This is a genomic window from Mycobacterium sp. NPDC050853, from assembly GCF_040653875.1.
GTDB lineage: Bacteria > Actinomycetota > Actinomycetes > Mycobacteriales > Mycobacteriaceae > Mycobacterium.
Genome location: NZ_JBFAGW010000004.1, coordinates 246237 through 270131 on the forward strand (window position 1 = coordinate 246237; position 23895 = coordinate 270131).

Here is a 23895-nt window from a genome sequence, read left to right on the forward strand (position 1 = left end):
GAATTCGCCTACCCATTCGTTCCACCCTGCAAAACTGTGAGGAACCCGTATGGTCTGACCATGCCGGTGAGCACCGACACATCAACGAGCGGGGAAAACGCCTCCGCAACAAGTGCCCCAATGATCTCTCTTGAGCATGTCGACAAGCATTTCGGCGAGCTGCACGTCCTCAAGAACATCACCCTCGAAATCCCACGCGGTCAGGTCGTCGTCATTCTCGGGCCATCCGGTTCGGGTAAGTCGACGCTGTGCCGGACTATCAACCGTCTCGAACCCATCGACACCGGCACCATCCGGATCGACGGCGATGTGCTTCCCGAGGAGGGACGTGCGCTCGCCAACCTGCGAGCAGAGGTCGGCATGGTGTTCCAGTCGTTCAACCTTTTCTCGCACAAGACAATTCTCGACAACGTGACGCTTGCGCCGCTAAAGGTGCGCAAAAAGAACAAGGAATCCGCCCGCAAGCACGCGATGGAACTACTTGAGCGCGTCGGCATCGCGAGCCAGAAGGATAAGTACCCGGCGCAACTGTCCGGTGGGCAGCAGCAGCGCGTGGCCATCGCCCGGTCCCTGGCGATGGGCCCGAAGGTCATGCTCTTCGACGAGCCCACCTCGGCGCTGGACCCTGAGATGGTCAACGAGGTTCTCGATGTCATGGTGGCGCTGGCCAAAGAGGGTATGACGATGCTGGTGGTCACCCATGAGATGGGCTTCGCCCGCAAGGCCGCGGATCGCATCATCTTCATGGCCGACGGCGCCATCGTCGAGGACTCGGACCCGGAGAGCTTCTTCACCAATCCGCAGTCCGACCGCGCCAAGGACTTCCTCAGCAAGATCCTCGGACACTGATGCGGCGGCACACCGCACTGGTGGCGGCTGTGGCCTTGGTTGCCACCCTGATCAGCTCCTGCGGCAGCAATGAGCCCCGGCAGCTGCTCGAATCGATCCGCGGCGGCACCGTCATCCTCGGCACCAAATTCGATCAGCCCGGGGTAGGCCTGCAACACCCCGACAAGAAGATGAGCGGATTCGACGTCAAGGTTTCCGAGTACGTCGTCAACGCCATCGCCGACGAGTTCGGTGTCAAACACCCAACCATCCGCTGGTACGAGACGCCCTCGGCACAGCGCGAACAGCTCATCGACAACGGCACTGTAGACATGATCGCCGGGAGCTACTCGGTCAACTACAGCCGAGCCCAGAAGGTGTCGTTCGCCGGCCCGTATCTCATTACCTACCAAGGGCTCCTGGTACGCAAGGAGGATGACTCGCTGACCAAACTGGATGATCTGAACCGGGGCAAGAAGCTCTGTTCGGTATCCGGCTCAACGCCCGCGCAGAACGTCAAGAACCTGCTGGCGGGCACCCAGCTGCAGGAGTTCGACTCGTACTCCTCCTGCGTGGAGGCACTGCGACGAGGCAAGGTCGACGCCCTCACCACCGACGAGACCATCCTGGCCGGCTACGCCAAACGCTACGAGGGCGAGTTCAAGCTGATTCAGATGAACTACGAGCTGAGCCAGCCGTTATGTATCGGGAAACCCAAGAAGCAGAAGAAGAACGGCGACCCGTTCTCCAGAGAGGTCTACGGGATCGGTCTCGCCAAGGGCGATACTGCCGCCATCGAGGCCATCGACCGGGCGCTCGACAAGATGATCGCCAGCGGAGCCTGGGACGCCGATCTACGGGACGCACTCGGCGACAGCACGATCGATGATTGGGAGAAGCGCGCCGAGAGCGGCACTTACGGTCTGCGGCCCGATCCCTCCCCGGCCGCGATCGAGAAGATCACCGGTGTCAAGCCCGCCGCCGACAAGGCTTGTGAGGCCGCATGAACGCGCTGTGGGCCAACATGGGGTCGCAGCTGTGGCCTGCGTTCTGGACCACCATAAAATTGTCGTTCTTCTCCGCCGTCGGCGCGCTCATCTGGGGCACCGTCCTGGCGGGGCTCCGGGTATCGCCGGTGCCGATCATGCGAAGCTTCGGAACCTGGTACGTCAACATCATCCGCAATACCCCGCTGACGCTCATCATCATCTTCTGCTCGGTGGGCCTCTACCAGAATCTCGGCATCGCATTGGCCCCAGAGAATTCGACCTTCATCAAGAACAACAATTTCTGGCTGTCGGTCCTCGGGTTCGTCCTGTACACAGCGACTTTCGTCTGCGAAACGCTGCGCTCTGGTTTCAACACCGTCCCGCTGGGTCAAGCCGAGGCCGCCCGGTCGCTGGGACTGTCGTTCATCAAGGTGCTCGGGCTGATCGTGCTACCGCAAGCAATACGGTCGGTGCTGGCGCCCATGGGTAGCGTGCTGATCGCGTTGGTGAAGAACACCTCGATCGCCTCCGCGATCGGTGTCGCCGAGGCGGCCCTGCTGATGCGATCGGAGATCGAGCTATTCGCCGATCAGATCGTCTGGATCTTTCTCATCATCGCCGCCGGGTACATGGTGATCACGCTGACGATCGGGCTGACCTTCGGATACTTTGCACAGCGACTGGCGGTGAAGCGATGAGCGACAGCGCCACCGTCATGTACGACGCGCCCGGCCCCAAGGCCCGGGCTCTCAACCGTGTCATCACCGTGGTCTTCACCGCGCTGGTGATAGCGATTGCGGCATGGGTGATCTGGACCCTTAACGCCAACGAGCAGTTGACCGCCGAAAAGTGGTCGCCCTTCCTGCATCTGGATACGTGGACGACGTACATCCTGCCGGGGCTGCTCGGGACGGTCTCCGCCGCCGCGCTGTCCATTGTCTTCGCCTTGGTGCTCGGTGCGGTGCTCGGTATCGGACGCCTATCTGATCACCGTGTGGTGCGCTGGGTTTCGGGTGCGTTGGTGGAGTTCTTCCGCGCTATCCCGGTGCTGATCCTGATGATTTTCTCCTACTACCTGTACGGGCAGCAGGCCGTCTTCCCCTCCGAGTACCTGGCGTTTACGGCGGTGGTGACGGGCCTGACGTTGTACAACGGCTCGGTCATCGCCGAAATCCTGCGCTCGGGCATCCAGTCACTACCGAGTGGGCAGTCCGAGGCTGCGGTCGCGCTGGGCCTGCGCAAGTCACAGATGATGCGGCTCATCCTGCTCCCCCAGTCCATCGCCGCCATGCTGCCCGCGCTCATCTCGCAGATGGTCATCGCGTTGAAGGACTCCGCGCTGGGATATGCCTTCGGCTACATCGAGGTGGTGCGTTCGGGCATCCGCTCGGCGTCCTACTATGGGAACTATCTGCCCGCGCTGGTGGTGGTCGCGGTCATCATGATCGTCATCAACTTCGCATTGTCCTCGCTGGCCACCAATATCGAGCGTCAGCTGCGCGAGGGGCGAAAGAAGAAGAGTCTCTTGGAGGTTCCGCACGCACAGCCCGAACCGGGGTTGGTCACCAAGGATCTACTGGAGACCCGCGGCGTGGATCTCGCGCACAAAGATCTACGTCAGGACTACGGCGAGTAGTCACTGGATCGGCAACGGTGATTCGTCACCTGCCGGACGCGGACCGAAGATGCGACGTTCTGCTTCGGCGATCGGAGTGTCGTTGATGCTGGCCTCACGGCGTGACATCAACCCTTCGGGGGTGAACTCCCACAACTCATTGCCATAACTGCGCCACCACTGCCCGGCCTCGTCGTGCCACTCGTACTGGAAGCGCACGGCCATCCGATTCTCTCGGAATCCCCACAGCTCCTTACGTAACGCGTACCCGTTCTCCTTGGACCATTTGCGGGTCAGGAAGGCGACGATCTCGACGCGCCCGGTGATGAACTCATCGCGGTTGCGCCACAACGAATCCTCGGTGTAGGCGGCGGCGACATGCTCGGCGTCGCGTGTGTTCCAGGCATTCTCGGCGGCGCGGACCTTCTCGCGGGCGGAATCGATATCGAAGGGCGGAAGTGGTGGGCGCATGCCATATCTCCTTGTCATATTTCGTTGTCAGAGCGGCGGATTGGCGGGCGATGGTTCAGCCTCCCCCCACCGTAGGGGGCTGGCATTGATCGTCTCGACAACCTCGTCGATGGTGAAGTCGACGGAGCATTGCGCGCCGGGAGCGAAGGTGCCCTCGTCCCAGTTCAAGCGCGCAGTTCCGGTGAGCTGCACTGCCGATCCGGTGTGCCAGTTCGGGATCAGCAGCCCACACCGCGGATCGACGTGCAGGTTCCCGAGCGTCATGAACATCGAGTTCCCCAGGTAATCGGGCCAACGTAACTCGTTCGGCGAGAGCACCTGCAGGAAACCGGGGTTGCCGCCGCGGTGGGATGCGTCGGCGTTGCCTTCTCCATCGGCGGTGCCGATGATGAAGGTGTCCGCTGTCGAGATGGTGCGCTGTTGTTCATCGTTCAGGGAGGTTGCGCGGCGCGGTTCCCCGGGCAGTCCGGGGCCGATGCCTGAGATGTCACGACGCGCGATGTACTTGGGGCAGTTCGAATACACCTGATCGGTGGTGACAATGAGCCCCGCGCCCGCTGGCCGCGCCGTACCGTTGACGCGCATCCGGCGCCGACGCTGCGGCTGCAACGCGATCATGCCGATCTTTCGCTCCGACCGCAGCGCCTCGGCCAGTGGATCACCGAAAACCGGCACGCTGTCGATTGCGATGGTCCGGGTATCGGTGGCGTGCGCGAAGCCGGGTGGCCCGACGATCTGACTCGCCCACATCCGGTCGTCGCCATCCCGTGCCGACACGAACACCATCGGTTGGGCGGCCAGAAAGGCCGCCGCAACCTCCGGTATTTCCGTCGAGATGATCCGGCCGACTCGAATAGCACTGTCGGACTGCCCCATTCGCCGTTGAACGGCGAGCTCGCCGGCGTGATAGGTCATCTCAGAAGAAGCCACATGTCGGTGCTTCGCCGGACGGCGCCGCATGCTGCTCGATACTCGCGGCCGCGAACACCTCAAGGCGAATCCCATCGGGGTCGGTGAAGAAGATCCCCCCAGAGGATGCACCTTCCTGATGGGCGACGACACCGTCGTGGATGAACACCGTCGATAGTTCCTTCAGCACCGCCTCCACCTCCTGCACCTGCTGCACCGAATCCACCTGGAACGACAAATGGTGCAAGCCTGGCGTGGCCGCCGAGAATTCCCCACGGCTCTGTTCCCAAAGCGTCAGCACCGGGATGCCGTCGGATCCGAGGAACGCGAATCGCTGTGTGCCGTCTGCACGCAGAACGAGCTGGTCGAATCCGAATGCCTGACGATAGAACGCGACGGACCTCTCCAGGTCGCTGACGTTCAACCCGATGTGACCGGTGACCACCCGGGGTGCGATGGCAGTGCTCATGAACAAACCCTTCCTAACTGACAAATTATTATTACCAGTTAGAAGGTAATCGTCAGCCGGAAGCATTGTCAACCGTCTATCTGGTTTTATCAGTTAGACTTTGTGGCACACACTCTCCCCAAGAGGAGGCGGCTAACCTCAGGCCATGTCCGATCCACGTCCCCATCTCGGCGAACCGCTCGCACTGGATCTACTGAACACCCGGTGGATGAGCGGCGATGGAGCGCAGGATCTGCTCACCGATCTCGACGGCTTACGAATCTGGTTGCATACCAATAATCTTCACGATCGCTGCACCGCCAACGAGACGACCCGAGAAGCCCTGCTCACTGCGCGTGACGCCATCTACCGGGCGGTGAAGGATTCCCAGATCGACGACATCAATGCCGTGCTGTCCCGGGGCGCGATCCGTCGCTCGCTGACCGTCGGCGGGCCGGTCGACACGGCCGAGGTTCCCGAGCCACACTGGCTACCCGCTTGGCTGGCCGTCGATGACCTGCTGATCCTGCTCGCCGAGTCTCCCGATCGGATCAAACAGTGCGCCCACCCGCAATGCGTGCTGTTCTTCTATGACACATCCAAGAACGGGGCTCGACGCTGGCATTCCATGGCGACTTGCGGAAACAGGGCAAAGGCCGCCCGGCACTACGCCAAGAACGCATGATCATCCTTCACAGCTGCATCACACGTTAGATTCTTACTCAACTATCACAATCGAAGTATTATGTAACAGGTACCACTCCGTTACCATTGTTCCCATGCGAAACATCGTATTGACCATCGGCGTGTCGGCCGTTTTCGGAGCGGCGTGCGCGGGGGCAGCACTCACGGGTGCACCGGTGGCCTACGGAGCGCCGTTGAGCTTCGATTGTCTGCAGGTTGCGACACCCGTGGGAATGAACCTGACCTGCGTGAATCCGACGCCCTTCACCATGGACGCACACTTCAAGGGTAATTGCGGTCCGCTCCCCATGCTCAATGAGGACACCGAGATCGGGCCGTTCAAAACGATCTCGCGTCAGGTGCCGTGCCTGCCGGGCGTTCAGTCACCATCTGCCGAAGCCTCGATGATGATGCGGTCCAATGCCACGGACGAGGACGCGCCGCCGCCCAACCCCCCGGCACGCCCGTTCGGTCTCTAGGGCGAGCGGCGGTCACCCGACGTCGCGACGGTCCTGCTCGGTGGCAAGGGCGTTCTTCACGACGTCATAGGCCATGGACTGGCCGTATCCGCGACGCGCAAGCATGGCAACCAATCGCCGCGCAGCCTTGATCCCACCGTCGTCGAGACTCTCGGATCGGAGTTTCTTGGCGACAAGCTGCGCTGCGCGCGAGCGTTCGGCGTCTCCGTCGATGTGCGCGAGCGCGGCGGCCGCATTCTCGGCCGATACGCCCTTGGTACGAAGCTCTGCCGCTAAGGCGCGCTTGCCTTTTCCGGCGTAGGTATGCCGAGACTGCACCCACTGTGTTGCAAAATCGGCGTCGTTGATGAGCCCGGCGGTGGCCAGCCGATCCATGACCCGCTCGGATATGTCATCGGGGTACCCGCGCCGGGCCAGCCTTTCGGTCAGCTCGGCGCGGGCACGCGCCCGACTTGTCAACAGGCGAAGACAATATGACCACGCCTGCTCGTCCCGCGAGTCAACCGGTTCATGCGTCGGGGCTTCGGGTACCGACGCGACCCGGGCTCGCAGTTCGTCTAGGGATTCCTGAGAACCCGATGCGGAAGCCGAATCAGAAATCGACTGGGGCCGGGACGACTTCGTCATCGGTCAGCACCGCTCCGATACCGAGCTTCTCCTTGACCTTCTTCTCGATCTCGTTGGCGACATCGGCGTTCTCCAACAGGAAGTTGCGGGCGTTTTCCTTGCCCTGGCCCAACTGCTCACCCTCATAGGTGAACCAGGAGCCGGACTTACGGACGAAGCCATGCTCCACGCCCATATCGATGATCGACCCCTCCTTGGAGATGCCCTTGCCGTAGAGGATGTCGAACTCAGCCTGCTTGAACGGCGGCGCCATCTTGTTCTTGACAACCTTGCAGCGAGTCCGGTTACCCACTGCATCAGTACCGTCCTTGAGCGTCTCGATCCGGCGTACGTCCAGACGGATCGAGGAATAGAACTTCAAAGCCTTACCACCCGTAGTGGTTTCGGGTGAGCCGAACATTACGCCGATCTTCTCACGCAGCTGGTTGATGAAGATGGCGGTGGTGCCCGAGTTGCTCAGCGCACCGGTGATCTTGCGCAGCGCCTGGCTCATCAGGCGGGCCTGCAGACCGACGTGGCTGTCACCCATCTCGCCCTCGATCTCGGCGCGTGGCACCAGGGCGGCCACCGAGTCGATGACGATGATGTCGATGGCACCCGAGCGGATCAGCATGTCGGCGATCTCCAGTGCCTGCTCACCGGTATCGGGCTGGGATACCAGCAGCGAGTCGGTATCGACACCCAGCTTCTTGGCGTAATCCGGGTCGAGCGCATGCTCGGCATCGATAAACGCCGCAACACCGCCGGCGGCTTGCGCGTTGGCCACCGCATGCAGCGCCACGGTGGTCTTACCCGAAGATTCCGGTCCGTAGATCTCGATGACACGACCGCGCGGCAGGCCGCCGATACCCAGCGCCACGTCTAGGGCGATGGACCCGGTCGGGATGACGGAGATGGGGACGCGTACCTCGTCGCCGAGGCGCATCACCGAACCCTTGCCGTGACTCTTCTCGATCTGTGCGAGCGCGAGCTCGAGAGCCTTCTCGCGATCCGGTGCCTGCGCCATGGTGTTCTCCGTTTCGTATCGGTGTTCGAAGATCGGCGTTCCGATCAGTTGAGGCAGACGCTAGGACACAGGTCTGACAAGTCACCTGACCTGCTCGGGAGACCCGTAACCGTCGTGCTCGAACATGACTACCGTAAGCCGAACACCTGTTCGATTCAAGGAGGCGCGCCGGACCGGCGTGTCGCGCCTTAACACGGAAACACGGAGGTCGCAGCGACCCGAATAGCAGCTGGTTCGCTACTTCTTTCACGGCACTTGTAGTGGTTAATTCTTGATTTCAGCAACCCAGCTTCCCCAGCTCAATACAGTGAGAATCATGCGGCAACGAATTTCGTGGGGTCTTCCGCTCGCGATCACGGCCATCGTTACCTGCCTGGCCTGTCTGACCATTGCACTTGCCGCTGCCGCACCAAACCCGGACTGCGGCACGATCGTCACGGCAGCCAATCAGCTCGAAGTGGCCTATAACCAAGTCCAGCCGTACGGATACACACCGTTCGGTATAGAGAACCAGATCCAAACCGCCGCAATGCCGTTGATGTCGTTGGCCAGCCCTGCGGCATTCGACATGCGCAACTGGGCGTTCCGGCTTGCGTCCGAACTTGGCAAGAATGACGCACAGGACCCCGACGAGCAACGATCAGGTACGTGGATCTCCGGCACGCTCTCTGGAGCGCGCCAGTCGCTACAAGCTGCGCGTGCTGCTTGCGCGTAGCTTCACCATTGATCTCGAGGGACGTCGAAATCTGCGCACAAAGCCCGCCATATATCCCGCGGCTCCATCCCGGCTTCGACAGCCTGTGCCGCGGTGCGCCCGCCCATCGCGGTCAACACATGGTCAACCAGCACGGATGAGCCGTAGATCGCACCGAAACGCCCAGTGACCAGCTCATGAAACTCCGTCAGACGCACACCGTCACCTTAGGGCCGCCACTACGTCCTGGCACACCCGTACCGGATCTTCGACATCGACGGCGCCTGCGGCAGCCCGGCGGGCAGCTTCGGTGTACCGCCGCTCCCCCAATACGCGACCGACGGCCGCAGCCAAAGAATCCCGGTTCAGCGGCCGCACCAGCTCGGCGCTTCCTTGCCGCACAACACGATTCGCCAATTCCCACTGGTCGCCACCACCGGGAACCACCACCACCGGCACCCCAGCCAGCAGCGCCTTGCTCAGAAAACCATGTCCCCCACCGCAAATGGCCAGATCGGCCCCGGACAGCAGCAGGTCCTGACGTGCCAGCCCCGCAACCGCCCACGACGGCAACCCCGATGAAGATGGATCCAGCGCAGAGACGACCACTCGTGCACCTGCCGATTCCAAGGCCCGCAATGCCAGCTCGGTCATCCCCTCGGCGCCGGTGAAGGCCGTCGACGGCGCGATCACAACCACCGGACCCGAACCCGCAGGCGGTTGCAGCACAACGTCCGTGGGCTCCCAGTGCAGCGGCCCCACTAGCACCGCCTCACCCGGCCAGTCGGGACGCGACACCTCAAGTGCGGGCACAGTCGCGATCAACCGTCGAACGGGCCCGGGGTCATGGGCCGGCAATCCGATCTCCACCCGAACCTGCGAGCGCTGTCGCAGTCCCTGGTCGATAGACCTCTGTGTCAGCCGGCGCATCAGCCCATCGCGCAGCCTGCCGCGTAGCCCAACACCGGGAGCCAGTCCACTTCCCAATGGCGGCAATCCTTTTGACGGCAAATACAGCGGGTGCGGATTCAGCTCCACCCACGGCACACCGAGCAACTCGGCGGCCATGCCGCCACAGGCGGTGATGACATCGGAAACAATCAGATCCGGCGCCAGTTCCCTCAACTGATCGAGATTGGCCTGCGCCATATGGGCTGCACGCTGATGAATCTTGGCGCCCGCGTCTCCGTCGTCATCGGCAACCCGAGGCTGCAGCCCCAGAAGTTCCACCGACTCCAGCCCAACGGCACGGGCTTGATCGAGCCAGCGCGTCCCCGTCAACAGCACCGGATCGTCCCCGGCGGCGGCGAATTTCAGGCATAACGCGATAGCAGGAAAGGCATGCCCGGGATCGGGACCGGCGACCACGGCGACACGCACGGCCCTACCCTGCCACAGCGATTCGGGCTACGTTGAAACGCATGACCGACACCACGCTGGAGCGCCTCACCCTGACCCCGGCCGAAACCGTCACCCGCTTCCTGGAGGCCGCCCAGAACGGCGACACCGAGTTCGCCGAGAAAGTCCTGGACGAACGCCTCGTCTACCAGAATGTTGGCCTGCCGACAATCCACGGTAGCCGCGCAGCGCTGAAGATCTTCGAGCCGCTCAAACGCCCGGGGTTCGGGTTCGAGGTGCAGATACACCGCACCACCACCAACGGGAACACCGTGATGAACGAGCGCCATGACGCCATCGTCATCGGCCCGCTGCGCCTGCAGTTCTGGGTGTGTGGGGTCTTCGAGGTCTCCGATGAGGGCACCATCACGCTGTGGCGCGACTACTTCGACATGTTCGACATGTTTAAGGCGACGGTGCGAGGTCTGATCGCCATCCCGTTCCCCGCACTGCGACCGAGGTTCTGAGATGACGGAAACACTCGCGATACGCGACGCCACCACCGTCGTCGAAGGCTTATGGGATGCCCTGCGGTTGGGTGATCTGGCTGCCATCGACGAATCCCTCGACGAGAACGTGAGCTGGGAGAACGTCGGGCTGCCCGCGGTGCGTGGACGACGTGCGGTCATGCGGTTCATGGGGCTGATGAACAGCCCGTGGGCCGGGTTCGACGTGAAGATCCATCGAATCGCCGCCGAGGGCAACACCGTGATGACGGAACGGACCGATGTGATCATCGCGGGCCCGCTGCATATCGGGTTCTGGGTCTGCGGGGTCTTCGAGGTCTCCGACGACGGCAGGATCGTCCTGTGGCGTGACTACGGCGACGTCCTGAACATCACCAAGGGTCTGGTGCGGGGCATCCTCGGGATCGCGATCCCTGCGCTGCGCCCGAAGCTCTGACTATCACGGCAGCGGAGTTTTGTCGGTATCCATCACCGCGCGGTACAGCATCACACCGCCAAGGATCAGCACGCCGACCACCAGCATCGGGACCAAGAGTTTGAAGATGGCGCCCACCACGAGGAATGCCAGCCACACGACCAGCAGCACGCCAATGATCTTCCACAACACAGGTACCCACCGTTCTCTCGACTTGCTGCGATAGAGCAAGCCTGGCAGGGGGATCAGCGCCTGAGGAACCCCGGAACCCGAAGATCAGGGAAAGATCGGGGATTACCCTGACAGCTGGCCGAGCTCGTCGAGTGCACCCGCCCAGCCGGTGAGACGGTCGGTGGCCGATACCAGGTCATCGAAGAGCGGGCCACGTGACATCGGCGATGCCACCACCGCACCACCGTTGCCGGCCGATACCAACTGCGCTGCCGCGGTAACCAACTCGTTGTATTGCCGCACACCGGTATCGAGCTGCGCGGTGAACGCGTTGATGGTGGGCTGCAGGAACTCCCGGGTATGCGGGGCCTCGACGGCGGCTCGCTCCATGGACACGACTTCCTTGGCGGTCGCGGCCATCACGAAGGCTGCCTCATTGGCGGCCGAAAGAACCTGACGTCCTTCACTGTCCGGAATCATGTTGCCGCGCTCCACTACTCCGAGGAGGGAGAACAGCCCGCGTTCGGCAGCATCCAACGCGGCCATGGGCGGACGCGCCGCCGATCCGGGCGGCGGCAGTCGCCGCTCCACACCGGGACGGGGCGGTGGCAGCGGCTCGGCCTTGAGGAAGCGGTACCGCACAAACAAATAGGTCGCCGGAATCGCGCAGCCGGCGGCAAGCAGACCCGGAATGATCAGCATCCAGAACGGCGCGCCAGTGGTCGCAAGCACTGTGGTGACGAGTACCAGGGCCGCGCAGGCCAGCGCCCAGCGGATACTCCAGCGCTTGGCTCGCAGCCGCTTTCGCAACAGCTTCTCGCGCTTATCGGACATCGCCCGCAAGCGGGCGGCAAGCTCCTCACCGAGATCGTTGACATTGTTCAACACCCGGCGCATCAGCTGCTCCCAGCTTCCTTGCACCGCGGCGCGGAGGGGTGGCTGGGGCGTCATGTTCACATTGTGCCCGAAAATTTCGCCGCCGCCGAGTGTGCATGTCAGCACAACAAATCCGCCGAGTGGGCGCGGGCGCTCACTCGGCGGATTTGGGAAGACAGGAAGTTACTGCTGGCCCAGCGGATTGGCCGGTTTGGCCGTCTCGGCCGCCGCGGGCGCCGAGATGGCCGAGTCGCCGGTGGGCAGCGCCTCACCCTTCATGGAAGCGCGGATCTGCTCCAGACGCGAATGCCCGGCCATCTGCACACTGGCCTGCTGCACCTCGATCATGCGGCCCTGTACCGAGCCCTGCGCCAGCTCCGCCGAGCCCAGAGCATTGGCATAACGGCGCTCGATTTTCTCGCGTACCTCGTCCAGGCTCGGGGTGTTACCGGGGGCGGCCAGCTCGCTCATCGAGCGCAGCGAGGCGGACACCTGCTCCTGCATCTTCGCCTGCTCCAGCTGGCTCAGCAGCTTGGTGCGCTCGGCGATGCGCTGCTGCAGCATCATCGCGTTCTGCTCGACAGCCTTCTTGGCCTGGGCTGCGGCGGCGAGCGCCTGGTCGTGCAGCGACTTGAGGTCCTCGACGCTCTGCTCGGCGGTGACCAGCTGGGCGGCGAAAGCCTCGGCGGCGTTGTTGTATTCGGTGGCCTTCGTGCCATCACCCCCACCGGTGGCTTGATCGGCGAGGTTGAGGGCCTGACGAACGTTGACCTGGAGCTTCTCAACATCGGCGAGCTGACGGTTGAGTCGCATCTCCAGCTGACGCTGATTCCCGATGACCGAGGCGGCCTGCTGTGAGAGCGCTTGATGATTCCGCTGGGCCTCCTCGATGGCCTGCTGAATCTGCACCTTCGGGTCTGCGTTCTCGTCGATCTTCGCGTTGAACAGCGCCATCAGGTACTTCCACGCCTTGACGAACGGGTTAGCCATGGGATCGATCCGCCTTCTGTCGCAATCGTCGATGTCTAGGTGGTGCGTGGGGTCCAACTTATCTGTTGCACGTCGATCCCCACACCCCCTACCGGGCGCAAAACAACGCGATCGCCACAGTAGTTAGGCGGCCGCCATTGCGCGAACCTGCGGGATGACGACCTTGGTTACGACATCGATCCCGCTGAGTGAGCCGGCCGTTGACGCCGACGCGGCCTGCGGAGCTGCATCGGGGGCCTCACGACGCGCCAGTCTGACGCTGACCTCGGATAACACCTCCGAAAGCGGGAGCTCGAGCGCACCGCAGATCGCGGCCAGCAGCTCGCTGGAGGCTTCCTTGCGGCCGCGTTCCACCTCGGACAGGTATCCCAAGCTGACGCGTGCCGTGTCGGACACTTCACGCAACGTCTTGCCCTGCCCGGAGCGAGCACGCCGCAGGGTGTCGCCGATGGCGTCTCGAAGCAACAGCGCCATGTCTGTCTCCTTTTCCGGCAGCGTCCTGGACCGTCCGCGTCCGTACTGCGTAGTAGTTGAGTCTGACCTACTCAACGCTGTCCCGCAGCCGGAGGTTCCCGATGCCGATAGTCATGAAGGTCACGGGGAGGTGATCGATACCGATATTCGATCGGGGGACGTCGTGAGGGTGATCCGGGGCGGGCCGGTGCGGCGCGTTCATACAGCAGCGGGTAAGAAGCACTACACGGGTGGGTTCTGGTCAGCAACCAGATAGCTGCGCCCTGTCGTATGAAAGCAGGCTTGAGCTGGACCGGCTGTGGCTTGCCGATTTCGACGACGCTATCGCTTGGATTTCGACACAGCCGTTTTAGCTTCACGGAAGGACGACGCTGTACGTGCAGCGCCATGTGGCAGATGCTGCTTCAGCTTCCTGCCGACACTGATCGTGTGGGGTGACGCCAGATTGGATTCCGCTCCAGGACCGCGCGCGTTTGGAAGCCAGTTTCCCCGAGCTAGTCGCCGGCAATAGTGTTCTGAACATGTTCACTGAGCAGGCTCAGTCTAGGTCTGAGAAGCGGGAGTCGACGCGCCTCGGGGTGCTCGCTGGCTTCGTCATAGCAGCTCGTCGCAGAGTGGGTATCGGCCAACCCTGACTGTGAACCAAATACAGGGCACCCCGCCAGTAACCGCGGTCGCCGGAAACGACTACGTCGCGCTAGTCCCCGCACCGGCGGGTCCGGCCCTTCGCGGCCGCGTCGCGGTCCGGACACTGACCGACCCGCCGATGGTCCCGATCCAAGCCTTATGGCTGCCGCACAACATTTCCGAACCCCGCACACGTTCTGCTCGCCGGCACTCAGGCTGGGTAAACCACAAACCCGTTGGCGCGCCTGGGCTTTACGACAACCGCTCTGGAAATCGGCCTGGACCCATCCGATCTCGAGCAGCACTGCTGGCGGATGCAATGCGGTCAGCCCAGCGCAGCAGACGAGACGCCCCCTATGTCGAGCGCCGACGCTCAGCCACCGACCGTCGCCGGCACATCGTCGCGCTGACAGACGCCGGTGCCCGGATGCTCGACGACGTCGAGCACGTGGTGGCATCCATCGAGAACCGGGGCGGCGCCTCCCAGCGGTTCTTCCTCGCTCTGGCTCGGCATACCGGCATGTCGCCGGACAATGGGGCGCTGTCACAGCTGCGCGCCGCCACCGACCCGACGGCCAAAGGCGGCCAGTTCTACGGTCCGCTGTTTGCGAACAACGGAGCACCGATCAGCAAGCCGATCCTGCGCCGGTTCGAGATGTCGCGGGCCATCGCCAAGCTCTGGGAGGTGTCCGAGCGGGAAACCGGTGTCCCACTCAACGTGCACACCTCGGCCGGCGCGTGACAAAGCGCCCGCTGATTCTCACGCCGAAGACGCGAAGTCGTTGACTCGATAGCAGCTGCTGCTGTCGATGACGATCCGTTGGATCTCGTCGATGCCGTGGGCGGAAGTATCTCCGGCCCCTCAACCACATTGTCGCGACATTCGAGATGCCGCAGAAGCTCACCGATTTGGCGACCGATGATGGCGCGTGGTTGGTCGAATCGGGGCGCTCGCTCATCGTCTATCCCATGCGCGACCGCATGCCGACAGCGCAGCTCTCGTATCTGACCGATGACGTCGATGCGGAGTTCACCGAACCTCCGGCAGTACGGCTGCGCAAGGTGTTCGGATCGCGCCCCTACGGCCGGTTACTCACGGAAGTGCTTGATGCATTTGACGCCGCCGATCAGTACCTCTTCGACTCCGTGCAGCAGGTCCACATGGACCGCTGGCACAACGATCGCGTGGTGCTTGTCGGTGACGAGGCTTGGTGCGAAACGATGTATTCCGGGCTCGGGGTGTCATCGGCGCTGGCCGGACCGGACCTGCTGGGAACCATGCTTGACCGCTACCCCACCGACCTGAACACGGCGTTTGTCGAGTGGGAACGCACCCTGCGGCCATTCATCGACGCCTACCAACGCTTTGGACTCAAGCAACGTTTCTTTCTTCACACCCGAGAACCGCACGGAATTGGTCATGCGTCGCGTACTGGCGCGGCTGACCCAGACGCCTTTGACCCGAACGCTGCTCACGCTCCTGACCCGTCGCAGCAAGACCGCACGCCTCAAGGAGCACGACATCGGCGCATACCGCTGAGCTCAGGCGGGTTTCACCCGCGGACGCAGCGCTTGCACCAAATAGTCCATGCCGGTGATGAGGGTGAGCGCCACCGCCAGACCCATCAGCACCACGGCGGCGGTATGCCAGTACCCGGTCAACGGCAACAGATAGCCGGCAATCGCCAACGACTGCACCATCGTCTTGAGCTTGCCGCCGCGGTTTGCGGGGATTACGCCGTGGCGCAGCACCGAGAAGCGCAGCACCGTGATCCCGACCTCGCGCACCAGGATGACCGCGGTAACCCACCACGCGAGATCTCCGAGCACGCTCAGGCCCACCAGCGCCGCACCGATGAGCGCCTTATCGGCGATCGGGTCTGCAAGCTGGCCGAATGGGGTAACCAGGCCGTAGCGGCGGGCCAGCACTCCGTCATATCGGTCCGTGGCGATGGCCACCGCGAACACCCCGAAAGCGGCAATGCGCCAGGAAGTTTGGTGTCCTCCCGCGGTGAAAAGGACGACGATGAACACCGGCACCAGCACGATGCGCAGCATCGTCAGGATGTTGGCAATGTTCAGCAGCGGCACGGGCGCAGCAGATGCCTCGGAATCAGGCTGGGTTTCCGGTGGCATCGGCACGTCAATCACCCTATCTGTTCTAGAGCTGGCTACTGTTCACGCATGAGCGCTGAAGGTACATCCGGCATCTCAGGGAATCCGGGGCACACCGCCCCTGCGGTGACCGTTCGTCGTGCCCGTACCTCCGATGTACCCGCCGTCAAGGCGCTCGTCGACGTCTACGCCGGGCGCATCCTGCTGGAGAAGAACCTGGTGACGCTCTACGAGGCCGTCCAGGAGTTCTGGGTTGCCGAGGTCGACGAGGAGATCGTGGGCTGTGGCGCCTTGCACGTGCTGTGGTCCGACCTCGGCGAGGTACGCACCATCGCGGTGCACCCCCGGCTCAAGGGGGCCGGTGTCGGGCATGTGCTTGTCAGCCGCCTGCTCGAGGTGGCCAGGGAGCTCGAACTCCAAAGGGTGTTCGTGCTGACATTCGAGGTCGACTTCTTCACCAAGCACGGGTTCAGCGAGATCGACGGCACCCCGGTGACAGCCGAGGTGTACGAGGAAATGTGCCGCTCCTACGACACCGGCGTGGCCGAGTTCCTCGACCTGAGCTACGTGAAGCCGAACACCCTGGGTAACACCCGGATGCTCGTCCACCTTTGATTCCCCTCACAAGAGGGCAGGTGTCGTCCATGATCGAGGCATGCCAAGACTGCGCCAAGTTTCCCGTGCCGACACCAACGATCAACTCGTACATCGCATGTATGACCAGATCTTCGGCGACCGCGACCCCGTCACCGAACCGGGAACAACCACGGGCACACCGGGTGACTGGTGGTCGGTTTTCGCTCTCGTGCCCGATGCTCTGAAACACGCGGTCCAGGGTTTCGCGTTCTACCGCAGTCCCGATCGCACACTGGACCCGGTACTGCGTGAACTCGGCCAGACTCGGGCCGGTTGGGCTCGCCGCAGCCAGTTCGTCTTCTCCCAGCACTGCAAGTCGTGCCGCATCGTTGGCATGACCGAGGAGATGATCGCCGCCATCCCGTCCTGGGGCACGGCCGACTGTTTCACACCGGTACAGCGGGCCGTCCTTGCCTACACCGACTGCCTGGTGCTGGACGGCGGCCGCGTACCCGACGGGGTGTTCGCCGCGCTGCAGGCCCATCTCTCTGATGAGGAGATCCTGGAGCTCACCTACATCACCGCCATGTACGAGATGCATGCGGTGATGAGCACCGCGTTGCGTTTGGAGTGGGATGACCGCGACGAACCGATAGTGGAGATCGCCGCGCCCGAGGGATTCACGTCGTTCGACGTCGGCGACGCCATCGCGCTACGACGGGACGAGTAGTAGCTCAGCGCCTTATCTGTGCGTGCTCTGCGAGCACTGCCGCAACGTCCGGATGGCCGGGCACCCACTGGCCCGCCATCGCGTGCGTTGTTGTCACGCTGCCTGCCTCCTTGACTCCTCGAACCTCCATGCAGCCATGGGCTGCGGTGATGAAACAGGCGGCACCCACCGGTGAAAGTTCTTCTTGCACCGCGGTTGTCACCTGGTATCCGATACGCTCCTGCACCTGTAGGCGCCGCGCATAACCGTGCACCACCCGGGCCAGCTTCGAGAGGCCGACAACCTCGCTACCTGTACCGGGCCGGTAGGCAACCGTCGCAACCCCGGTGATGGGCAGCAGATGATGTGCGCACGTGGACACGAGCCGTATCCCAGCCACGATCACCAGACCGGGATCGCTCGGCGCCGGAAAGCGCCGGCGCAGGTGGACGGCGGGGTCCTCGTCGTATCCGGCAAGCGATTCCGCCCACGCCCTGGCCACGCGCCCCGGAGTGTCCTCCGTGTGCTCGTCGTCACCGACTCCGGTTGCCAGCAGTAGATCGGTAACAGCGGATTTCACCTTCTCCACATCGATCATCGAAGTGTGCTCCTTCCTCTATTCATGCGCTCAACGACGGCCATTCGGTCAATTCCGCTGCATTGACATGCGTTTCGGTCACCTTGACGCGGTGCACTGTGACATTGGGCCAACCGGCCTCGGCAATGAATCCGGCGGTGACCCGGGCCAGCAGTTCGGAAACGTTCTCCACCGTGGGCCACTCCAAACCGTGGGAAGGTGCATCGAGGCCGAATCGGAAAAGCTTCGATCGCTCTGCCTCTAGAGCCGGCACAAGCGAATCCGCGTGTCCGAGCATCGCGCCGTGATCGAGATTGGCGTCGATCCAGTCTCGCAGCCGTGCCTTGAGTATCCCGAAGTCGACGAGGATCCCTTGCTCGTTCAATGCCCCGGCCACCGTGATCTCGGTCCACCATGAATGCCCGTGCAGGTTGACGCACTTTCCACCAAGGATGGGCAGCCGATGCGCGGTCTCGAAATTGTGTCTCACCGTCACTGTCCGTGTCGCTGTCCGGCCGCTGGTCGGGAACAACCCGAACTCCCTTGAACTCGAATGCAATTCGCGCATCTGCACAAGCTTCGCGACCTGCAACTTGCACCATGGCGACACCGAACGGGTATCGGTGAGCACTTCATCGCACAACTGCGTCCACGGTAGCCACCGGTAACCCGCCACCTCGTCCGGGTTCGGAATCGGGACCTCAGCGATCGTTCCCACATAGACCGGGCAGACTTCGTTCTCAACGACACCGTTCTCCATGGCCGCCCGATAACGAAAGTCTGGCAGCACCAGTTGCGGTGGTGACATCTGGACACCAAGCTCGTAATGCACGCGTTCGATGATCGCTTCGGAAACATCCGCGCCCGGAGGTGGATGTCCGCAGCAGCTATTCGACCAGATACCCGGCCAGGTCGGCTTACTCCAGGCACGCTGAGTAAGGAGCACGAACCGATATGACGGATCGAACAGGTAGCAGGAAAAGGCAAGGTGCAGTGGAGTGTTGTCGTCATGCACGGTGGCCTTGGGTGCGATGCCGCACACGCGCCCGGTCTCATCCAGGAGAACCACGTCGTCAGTCATGGCTGCGCCGTTCCCATCGAATCGGCAATGCGTCGCGCACGTTGACCATCGGCAGAGCCGCACGCCACGTGGCCGGGTCGGGCAGAACTGGGCAGGTGAATCGTTGTATCAATGCCAGCAATGCTTCTTCCAATTCGATTCGGGCCAAGCCAGAACCGAGGCAGCGGAAGATCCCCCCGCCGAAAATCAGTTGGCGCTTCTGGTGTTTGGCGAGAATGTCGAAAGTGCCCGCACCGTCATACGCTCTCGGATCTCGGGTTGCGCTCGGCGGGCAGAACATCACGAACTGGCCCGGCTCGAGGGTGAGGTCACGGTAGTCGATCCGCTCGGTGGCGAAGCGGAAGATCGCACGGATCTGCGGCGCGAAACGCAATACCTCGTCGACCGCCTGGCCTATCAGCTCCGGGTTTCGATGAACCAACTCCCACTGCCGCGGGTGGCGGTGAAATGCGATCAGCGCCCGGCCCAGCTGACGAGCCACCGATTCCTGACTGGCCCAAGCGATATCCAGGACAAGCCCCTCTGCTTCTGCCCTGCTCAGCAGGGCCGTTCCGGAAACCTCTGCGGCAAGGAAAGATACGAAATCCTCGCCAGGCTCTCGCAGCCGAAACTCAAAGAGACCGTGGACGTACTTCTTGAGCTGCTCGATACCCTGATCAATGATCGGCAACACCGCAGGCAGGTCACTCCATACGAACACCAGACCGGCGTCCTTCGACACCAATCGGAACATCTCATGATCGCCATCCGGAACACCCAGCAAGCGCGCGATTGCCCCGCTTGCATAGGGGGATCCGAATCGCTCCGCGAACTCGACGATTTCGTCGGCCGGCATATCTTGAGCCAGGTTCTGTGCCAATGTCCGCAACGCTAGGCGCAGCGCCTCAACTCGCTTGGGGCTCAGGCCCGGAGCGGCCACGGACCGTAGGCGCAGGTGGTCTTCCTGTGGGGTGTTGCGCACCGTAGTGATCCACCAGTCGTACATCGGACCTGACGTGACCCCGTTCATACGCAGGAACCGGCGACCGTCTAGACCCAGGCGGGGATCTTTGAGAAGCTCCGCGCACTCTTCATAGCGCAGAACGACCGGGCCCTGTGGACTCTGCGCGAACCAATACTGCTCGCGGGCCCGATCAACCTCATCCGAGGCGAGATCGAAGTCCCGACTCAAGAGATCGAGAAAAGGCACCGAAGGTGCTGAAAGCATGGCGTTCTCCTGCGTAACTATCTGCTGATGAGGACGTAGACGGCGGGTACCACGGTCGACCAGGCCAGGATTGGCGCGTAGTAAGGCAGATACTTCGTGTATGAGCGCACCACGTCGACACCGTCGGCGACGGGCTTGCCGATCACGCGGCGCAAGATGCTGGCGTTGACCGCCAATGCGATACCAACACCGAGTCCATACGGCAGCAGCGCCCACGAGAATCCGCCAAGCTCGAGCACTGCCCACGTGACCAGTCCGGCGCCAAGCCCCACCAGAACGGTTCCCAGCACGAACGCACGTGTAAGACCAAGAGCGCGAACCGAAGTGAGCACACCAAACTGCTCGTCCTCGGGGATGTCCTCGGCTGTTTTGGCCACCATCACGCCGTTGAGAGTCAGACCCATTCCGAAAATCGCCACGAGCGTGAACCATTCAATCGGATACGGCAATGAGCGAATGACGATCAGCCCAGGCACGATCGTGAGAGTGATGTTCAGCACGGGAATCTGCCAGATCCCCCGGCCTTTCAGCCGTAGTGGCGGCAACGAGTACTGGGTTCCAAAGAACAATGCCACCAGGCCAATACCAACCAGATCCCAGTGCCGGGTGGTGAACATCAGGTACATCCCGAGCACCACGCAGAGCACAATGGTGGCGTTGATCTCACGCCGTACGCGCGTTTCACCTAAACCGAACACCGCAGTGGCCTGCCGCGACTTGTGCGCGAGATCTTGCTCACGGTCGGCCAGGCAGTTCACCATATTGCATATCTGTTCGCCCTGAATGACCAGCACCGCAGCGGCCAAGAATGGCAGGGACACTAGGTCCGTCCACGAATGTGCGCTGAGAAACCCGGCAACCAGAATGGTTGCCACGGTGCTGGAGAGGAACTCTGGACGACGGATGTGCACGGAGTACCGCATACGTATCCGCCATGATGTTGGCGTCTCTTCGTGGACGAGTTGAACCATTATGCGATCACTTTCCTGGGGTGGGCATCCGGTACGGCTATGCAACACGAGTCGCCATATGCTGAATGAGATTCGAAAATGCCTGGCGTGCAGGATTTTCCGGAAGCTGCAACAGGTCGCTCTGCGCCTGGCCGCCCAGTTCAACAAGCTTTTGTGCAGCGAGTTTCACTCCTTGCGCCTCGTTGATAAGAGACAGTGCCTCGTCGACGAGACGCGGGTCGTCGATCGGCCCGTGGAGTAACTCACGCAGCCGGCGGCCGGCAGGGCCGTCATCGCGCATGGCATAGAGCATGGGCAGGGTGACAATCCCCTCCCGTAAGTCAGTACCGATGGCTTTCCCTGACTGCTCGAAATCAGAAGAGACGTCGATGATGTCGTCGGAGATCTGAAACATCGTTCCGAGCAGATCGCCAAATCGGTACAGACAGTCGACATGTTCCTTACGAGCACCTGCAAGCTGCGCCCCCAACTGACCTGCCGCCGCAATGAGCACGCTTGTCTTGCGCCGAATGGTGATCCAGTAATGAGCCTCTGGATCGGTCTCCGCAGAAGCCCCCATCGTCTCCTGCATCTGCCCGGCCACCAGCTCCGTGAAGGTCACACCGATGATGTCCATCGCCTGCTCCCCCAATGCGGCCGCGATCCGCAGTACACGGCCAATCAGATAGTCGCCCGCGAGAACGGCGATTTTGTTGTCCCACATCACATTCGCGGAACGCACCCCGCGGCGCACCAGCGCACCATCCATCACATCATCGTGATAGAGCGTTGCCAAATGAGCGATCTCGATCATCGCCGCCGCGAGCACCACCTGAGGATCGTCGGCACGGGGCCCGAACTGCGCCGCCAATAGCGTGAACAGCGAGCGGAAACGCTTCCCGCCGGCCCGCGAGAGATGCGACACCGCGTCCAGGACGCGCTCGTCGTAATCGGCTAGCTCAATGGCGAACCGCTGCTCAACATCCTGGAGCCCTTGCCGCGCAATCTGCGTAAGCACCGGATCACCCAGATCAATCCCGCCCACCAAGACGCCGCCGCTAACCGACACGGATGACCCCCTTCAACGACCTTCTCGGGGATATCGCCAGGCGCATACCATGTTTGGGGCGGAGCGTTATCTTCGATAACATCTCCACTCGGTGCCCGGGGTCATGCTCGAATCGGTAGTTCTGAATCAGCGCAGCCAGCACCAGCTGGCCTTCCATCAATGCGAAATGCTTGCCAATACAGACATGCGGGCCACCGCCAAACGGCGCGTACGCACGGTGATGAACCCCAGCCGGTTTGTCTCCAATGAAACGAGCAGGGTCGAACTGCCCAGGGTCGCGCCACTGCTCGGGATCACGCCCGATGTTGAAGACGCTGATAAGCAGCCGCGCACCCTTAGGTATCCGATAGCCCCCGAGCACGGTGTCTTCACTGACCAACCTCGGCAGGATTGGCGCAGAAGGATAGAGCCGCAACGCCTCGCTCACTACCTGCTGTGCGTAGGGCAGGTGCGCCAGGTCATCCAGCGTGGGTAGACGGCCACCCAGCACGCTATCCACTTCCGCCTCCAGCACTTCGCGCGCACTGTCGTTCTGCGAGAGCAGGTATAGCGCCCAGGTGAGGGTTTGTGCCATCGTTTCGTGGCCCGCGGCGAAGGTCGTGATCACCTCGTCCCGGATTTCGGTGTCGCTGAGCCCCTCACCGGTTTCCGCATCCTGCGCACTGAGGAGCATGTCAAGTAGGTCCCCTCCAGTGCCAGGGCATTCCCGCCGCGACCGAATCAGCCCGTACACGAAATCGTCGAAAGAACCCATAAGCGCCCGAAACCGCCGGTTGGCCGGAGTGGGCACAACCAACGGGGGACTGAAAGGATTCTGCTGCCGGTTGAATGCGTACGTCAGGATCTCCTCGACCGATTCCGGTGTGACGACGATTTCCGCATCGGCCGCCTTCATGCCAAACATGCAGCGCGACACAATATCCAGGGTCGCCCGGATGATGACCGGATGGATGTCCACGACAGCGCCGCTCCGGGAGACCTCCGCCAGATCGGCAAGCATGGCCTCCGCGCACTCAACCATCGTCGAGTACATCCCCGCGATACTGGGCCGCGAGTAAAGGGGCTGCATCATCCGTCGATTGCGTTTCCAGTGATCATGGTCGGCGGTCGTCAGCAACCCCTGCCCGAGCACCAGACGCAATGGGCTGGTGTTGCCGAGCTTGCCGTACACGGCCGTGTTGGCAAGCGCTTCGGCGGCAAGTTGGTAGTCCGAGACGCAATAGACCTGCAAGGGGCCCAGACGGTAGCGGACCACTCCTCCATGGCGTTCCCACCCGATCCGGGTCGCTTCGAGAATGTCCCGACGGAACGCAAGGATGCTCCCCAACAATGGGGTTCCGGGAGCCAGCGGCGCGAGAGAACTACCCGACGATCCGCCATCGGCAGCATTAGCTGAAGGTTTATCCGTACGCGATCTCGAGAGCCTCATGCAAGCAGCCTTCC

Annotated in this window: 30 protein-coding genes; 12 read left to right on the forward strand and 18 right to left on the reverse strand. The window is 62.5% G+C overall.

Annotated elements, in window-relative coordinates; translation table 11 throughout:
• Positions 1-120 precede the first annotated feature (120 nt).
• The 4 genes from AB0H22_RS15775 to AB0H22_RS15790 are packed head-to-tail and all read left to right on the forward strand — an operon-like array spanning position 121 to position 3453.
• On the forward strand, positions 121-849 hold the full coding sequence (locus AB0H22_RS15775) for an amino acid ABC transporter ATP-binding protein (protein ID WP_358147185.1): 729 nt from the start codon (positions 121-123) through the stop codon (positions 847-849).
• Positions 849-1835, forward strand: a complete 987-nt coding sequence (locus AB0H22_RS15780; RefSeq protein ID WP_180747935.1) for a glutamate ABC transporter substrate-binding protein — start codon at positions 849-851, stop codon at positions 1833-1835. Before AB0H22_RS15775 ends, AB0H22_RS15780 begins: the two co-directional genes overlap by 1 nt.
• Positions 1832-2515, forward strand: a complete 684-nt coding sequence (locus AB0H22_RS15785; RefSeq protein WP_180747936.1) for an amino acid ABC transporter permease — start codon at positions 1832-1834, stop codon at positions 2513-2515. Before AB0H22_RS15780 ends, AB0H22_RS15785 begins: the two co-directional genes overlap by 4 nt.
• On the forward strand, positions 2512-3453 hold the full coding sequence (locus tag AB0H22_RS15790) for an amino acid ABC transporter permease (protein ID WP_358147186.1): 942 nt from the start codon (positions 2512-2514) through the stop codon (positions 3451-3453). The genes AB0H22_RS15785 and AB0H22_RS15790 overlap by 4 nt, the downstream gene beginning before the upstream one ends.
• Here the strand turns inward: AB0H22_RS15790 and AB0H22_RS15795 are convergent, their stop codons facing one another.
• The 3 genes from AB0H22_RS15795 to AB0H22_RS15805 are packed head-to-tail and all read right to left on the reverse strand — an operon-like array spanning position 3454 to position 5281.
• Positions 3454-3903: a nuclear transport factor 2 family protein gene (locus tag AB0H22_RS15795; protein ID WP_180747937.1), complete on the reverse strand. Its 450-nt coding sequence runs from the start codon at positions 3901-3903 to the stop codon at positions 3454-3456.
• A gap of 27 nt (positions 3904-3930) precedes the next feature.
• Complete coding sequence (locus AB0H22_RS15800; protein WP_358147484.1) at positions 3931-4818, reverse strand: pyridoxamine 5'-phosphate oxidase family protein; 888 nt, start codon at positions 4816-4818, stop codon at positions 3931-3933.
• 1 nt (position 4819) lies between these two features.
• Positions 4820-5281: a VOC family protein gene (locus AB0H22_RS15805; protein ID WP_358147187.1), complete on the reverse strand. Its 462-nt coding sequence runs from the start codon at positions 5279-5281 to the stop codon at positions 4820-4822.
• A 145-nt stretch (positions 5282-5426) separates the two neighbouring features.
• Between AB0H22_RS15805 and AB0H22_RS15810 the strand changes: the two genes are divergently transcribed.
• Entirely contained in the window at positions 5427-5945 is a 519-nt protein-coding gene (locus AB0H22_RS15810; RefSeq protein WP_358147188.1) for a CGNR zinc finger domain-containing protein, read from the forward strand.
• Positions 5946-6039: 94 nt separating this feature from the next.
• Positions 6040-6423, forward strand: a complete 384-nt coding sequence (locus AB0H22_RS15815; RefSeq protein ID WP_180747940.1) for a hypothetical protein — start codon at positions 6040-6042, stop codon at positions 6421-6423.
• A 12-nt stretch (positions 6424-6435) separates the two neighbouring features.
• Here the strand turns inward: AB0H22_RS15815 and recX are convergent, their stop codons facing one another.
• Both recX and recA read right to left on the reverse strand, forming a co-directional pair.
• Positions 6436-7050, reverse strand: coding sequence for a recombination regulator RecX (gene recX, locus AB0H22_RS15820; protein ID WP_180747941.1), 615 nt, complete (start codon positions 7048-7050; stop codon positions 6436-6438).
• On the reverse strand, positions 7016-8056 hold the full coding sequence (recA, locus tag AB0H22_RS15825; RefSeq protein ID WP_180747942.1) for a recombinase RecA: 1041 nt from the start codon (positions 8054-8056) through the stop codon (positions 7016-7018). The genes recX and recA overlap by 35 nt, the downstream gene beginning before the upstream one ends.
• A 316-nt stretch (positions 8057-8372) precedes the next feature.
• Between recA and AB0H22_RS15830 the strand changes: the two genes are divergently transcribed.
• On the forward strand, positions 8373-8771 hold the full coding sequence (locus tag AB0H22_RS15830) for a hypothetical protein (RefSeq protein ID WP_358147189.1): 399 nt from the start codon (positions 8373-8375) through the stop codon (positions 8769-8771).
• Positions 8772-8773: 2 nt separating this feature from the next.
• On the opposite strand, the gene AB0H22_RS15835 is transcribed toward AB0H22_RS15830, so the two are convergent.
• Together AB0H22_RS15835 and AB0H22_RS15840 are read right to left on the reverse strand one after the other, a co-directional pair.
• Positions 8774-8968 (reverse strand): DUF3046 domain-containing protein, encoded by a 195-nt coding sequence (locus AB0H22_RS15835; protein ID WP_180747944.1) that lies wholly within the window; start codon positions 8966-8968, stop codon positions 8774-8776.
• Positions 8969-8972: 4 nt separating this feature from the next.
• Positions 8973-10130: a nucleotide disphospho-sugar-binding domain-containing protein gene (locus tag AB0H22_RS15840; protein WP_180747945.1), complete on the reverse strand. Its 1158-nt coding sequence runs from the start codon at positions 10128-10130 to the stop codon at positions 8973-8975.
• A gap of 41 nt (positions 10131-10171) precedes the next feature.
• On the opposite strand from AB0H22_RS15840, the gene AB0H22_RS15845 reads away from it, so the two are divergent.
• Together AB0H22_RS15845 and AB0H22_RS15850 are read left to right on the forward strand one after the other, a co-directional pair.
• Positions 10172-10615: a limonene-1,2-epoxide hydrolase family protein gene (locus tag AB0H22_RS15845; RefSeq protein ID WP_180747946.1), complete on the forward strand. Its 444-nt coding sequence runs from the start codon at positions 10172-10174 to the stop codon at positions 10613-10615.
• A 1-nt stretch (position 10616) separates the two neighbouring features.
• On the forward strand, positions 10617-11051 hold the full coding sequence (locus AB0H22_RS15850) for a limonene-1,2-epoxide hydrolase family protein (RefSeq protein WP_180747947.1): 435 nt from the start codon (positions 10617-10619) through the stop codon (positions 11049-11051).
• A 3-nt stretch (positions 11052-11054) separates the two neighbouring features.
• On the opposite strand, the gene AB0H22_RS15855 is transcribed toward AB0H22_RS15850, so the two are convergent.
• From AB0H22_RS15855 to AB0H22_RS15870, 4 genes are all read right to left on the reverse strand, one after another.
• The gene (locus tag AB0H22_RS15855) at positions 11055-11222 is read right to left on the reverse strand and encodes a hypothetical protein (protein WP_180747718.1); all 168 of its coding nucleotides are present in this window, start codon (positions 11220-11222) and stop codon (positions 11055-11057) included.
• Positions 11223-11324: 102 nt separating this feature from the next.
• The gene (locus tag AB0H22_RS15860; protein ID WP_180747948.1) at positions 11325-12152 is read right to left on the reverse strand and encodes a hypothetical protein; all 828 of its coding nucleotides are present in this window, start codon (positions 12150-12152) and stop codon (positions 11325-11327) included.
• Positions 12153-12260: 108 nt separating this feature from the next.
• Positions 12261-13067 carry a phage shock protein PspA gene (gene pspA, locus AB0H22_RS15865; protein ID WP_180747949.1) on the reverse strand — a complete coding sequence of 269 codons (807 nt, stop codon included), beginning with the start codon at positions 13065-13067 and terminating at the stop codon, positions 12261-12263.
• 123 nt (positions 13068-13190) lie between these two features.
• A complete protein-coding gene (locus AB0H22_RS15870; RefSeq protein WP_180747950.1) occupies positions 13191-13541 on the reverse strand; it encodes a helix-turn-helix transcriptional regulator in 351 nt (116 codons plus the stop codon).
• A gap of 946 nt (positions 13542-14487) precedes the next feature.
• On the opposite strand from AB0H22_RS15870, the gene AB0H22_RS15875 reads away from it, so the two are divergent.
• On the forward strand, positions 14488-14910 hold the full coding sequence (locus AB0H22_RS15875) for a hypothetical protein (protein WP_358147190.1): 423 nt from the start codon (positions 14488-14490) through the stop codon (positions 14908-14910).
• A gap of 800 nt (positions 14911-15710) precedes the next feature.
• Here the strand turns inward: AB0H22_RS15875 and pgsA are convergent.
• Positions 15711-16310, reverse strand: coding sequence for a CDP-diacylglycerol--glycerol-3-phosphate 3-phosphatidyltransferase (pgsA, locus tag AB0H22_RS15880; protein ID WP_358147191.1), 600 nt, complete (start codon positions 16308-16310; stop codon positions 15711-15713).
• Positions 16311-16352: 42 nt separating this feature from the next.
• Here pgsA and AB0H22_RS15885 point away from each other — a divergent pair, with 42 nt between their 5' ends.
• On the forward strand, positions 16353-16898 hold the full coding sequence (locus AB0H22_RS15885; protein WP_358147192.1) for an amino-acid N-acetyltransferase: 546 nt from the start codon (positions 16353-16355) through the stop codon (positions 16896-16898).
• A 40-nt stretch (positions 16899-16938) separates the two neighbouring features.
• Positions 16939-17589, forward strand: a complete 651-nt coding sequence (locus tag AB0H22_RS15890; RefSeq protein WP_358147193.1) for a carboxymuconolactone decarboxylase family protein — start codon at positions 16939-16941, stop codon at positions 17587-17589.
• A 4-nt stretch (positions 17590-17593) separates the two neighbouring features.
• Here AB0H22_RS15890 and folE read toward each other — a convergent pair whose 3' ends face one another.
• The 6 genes from folE to AB0H22_RS15920 are packed head-to-tail and all read right to left on the reverse strand — an operon-like array spanning position 17594 to position 23881.
• Positions 17594-18166: a GTP cyclohydrolase I gene (folE, locus tag AB0H22_RS15895; protein ID WP_180747957.1), complete on the reverse strand. Its 573-nt coding sequence runs from the start codon at positions 18164-18166 to the stop codon at positions 17594-17596.
• A gap of 22 nt (positions 18167-18188) precedes the next feature.
• Positions 18189-19226, reverse strand: coding sequence for an isopentenyl-diphosphate Delta-isomerase (gene idi / locus AB0H22_RS15900; RefSeq protein WP_358147194.1), 1038 nt, complete (start codon positions 19224-19226; stop codon positions 18189-18191).
• Positions 19219-20433, reverse strand: coding sequence for a cytochrome P450 (locus AB0H22_RS15905; protein WP_358147195.1), 1215 nt, complete (start codon positions 20431-20433; stop codon positions 19219-19221). Before AB0H22_RS15905 ends, idi begins: the two co-directional genes overlap by 8 nt.
• A 17-nt stretch (positions 20434-20450) precedes the next feature.
• Positions 20451-21404, reverse strand: coding sequence for a prenyltransferase (locus tag AB0H22_RS15910; protein ID WP_358147196.1), 954 nt, complete (start codon positions 21402-21404; stop codon positions 20451-20453).
• Positions 21405-21441: 37 nt separating this feature from the next.
• Positions 21442-22452, reverse strand: coding sequence for a polyprenyl synthetase family protein (locus tag AB0H22_RS15915; protein WP_358147197.1), 1011 nt, complete (start codon positions 22450-22452; stop codon positions 21442-21444).
• Positions 22442-23881, reverse strand: coding sequence for a cytochrome P450 (locus tag AB0H22_RS15920; RefSeq protein WP_358147198.1), 1440 nt, complete (start codon positions 23879-23881; stop codon positions 22442-22444). Before AB0H22_RS15920 ends, AB0H22_RS15915 begins: the two co-directional genes overlap by 11 nt.
• Between the last annotated feature and the right edge of the window lie 14 nt (positions 23882-23895).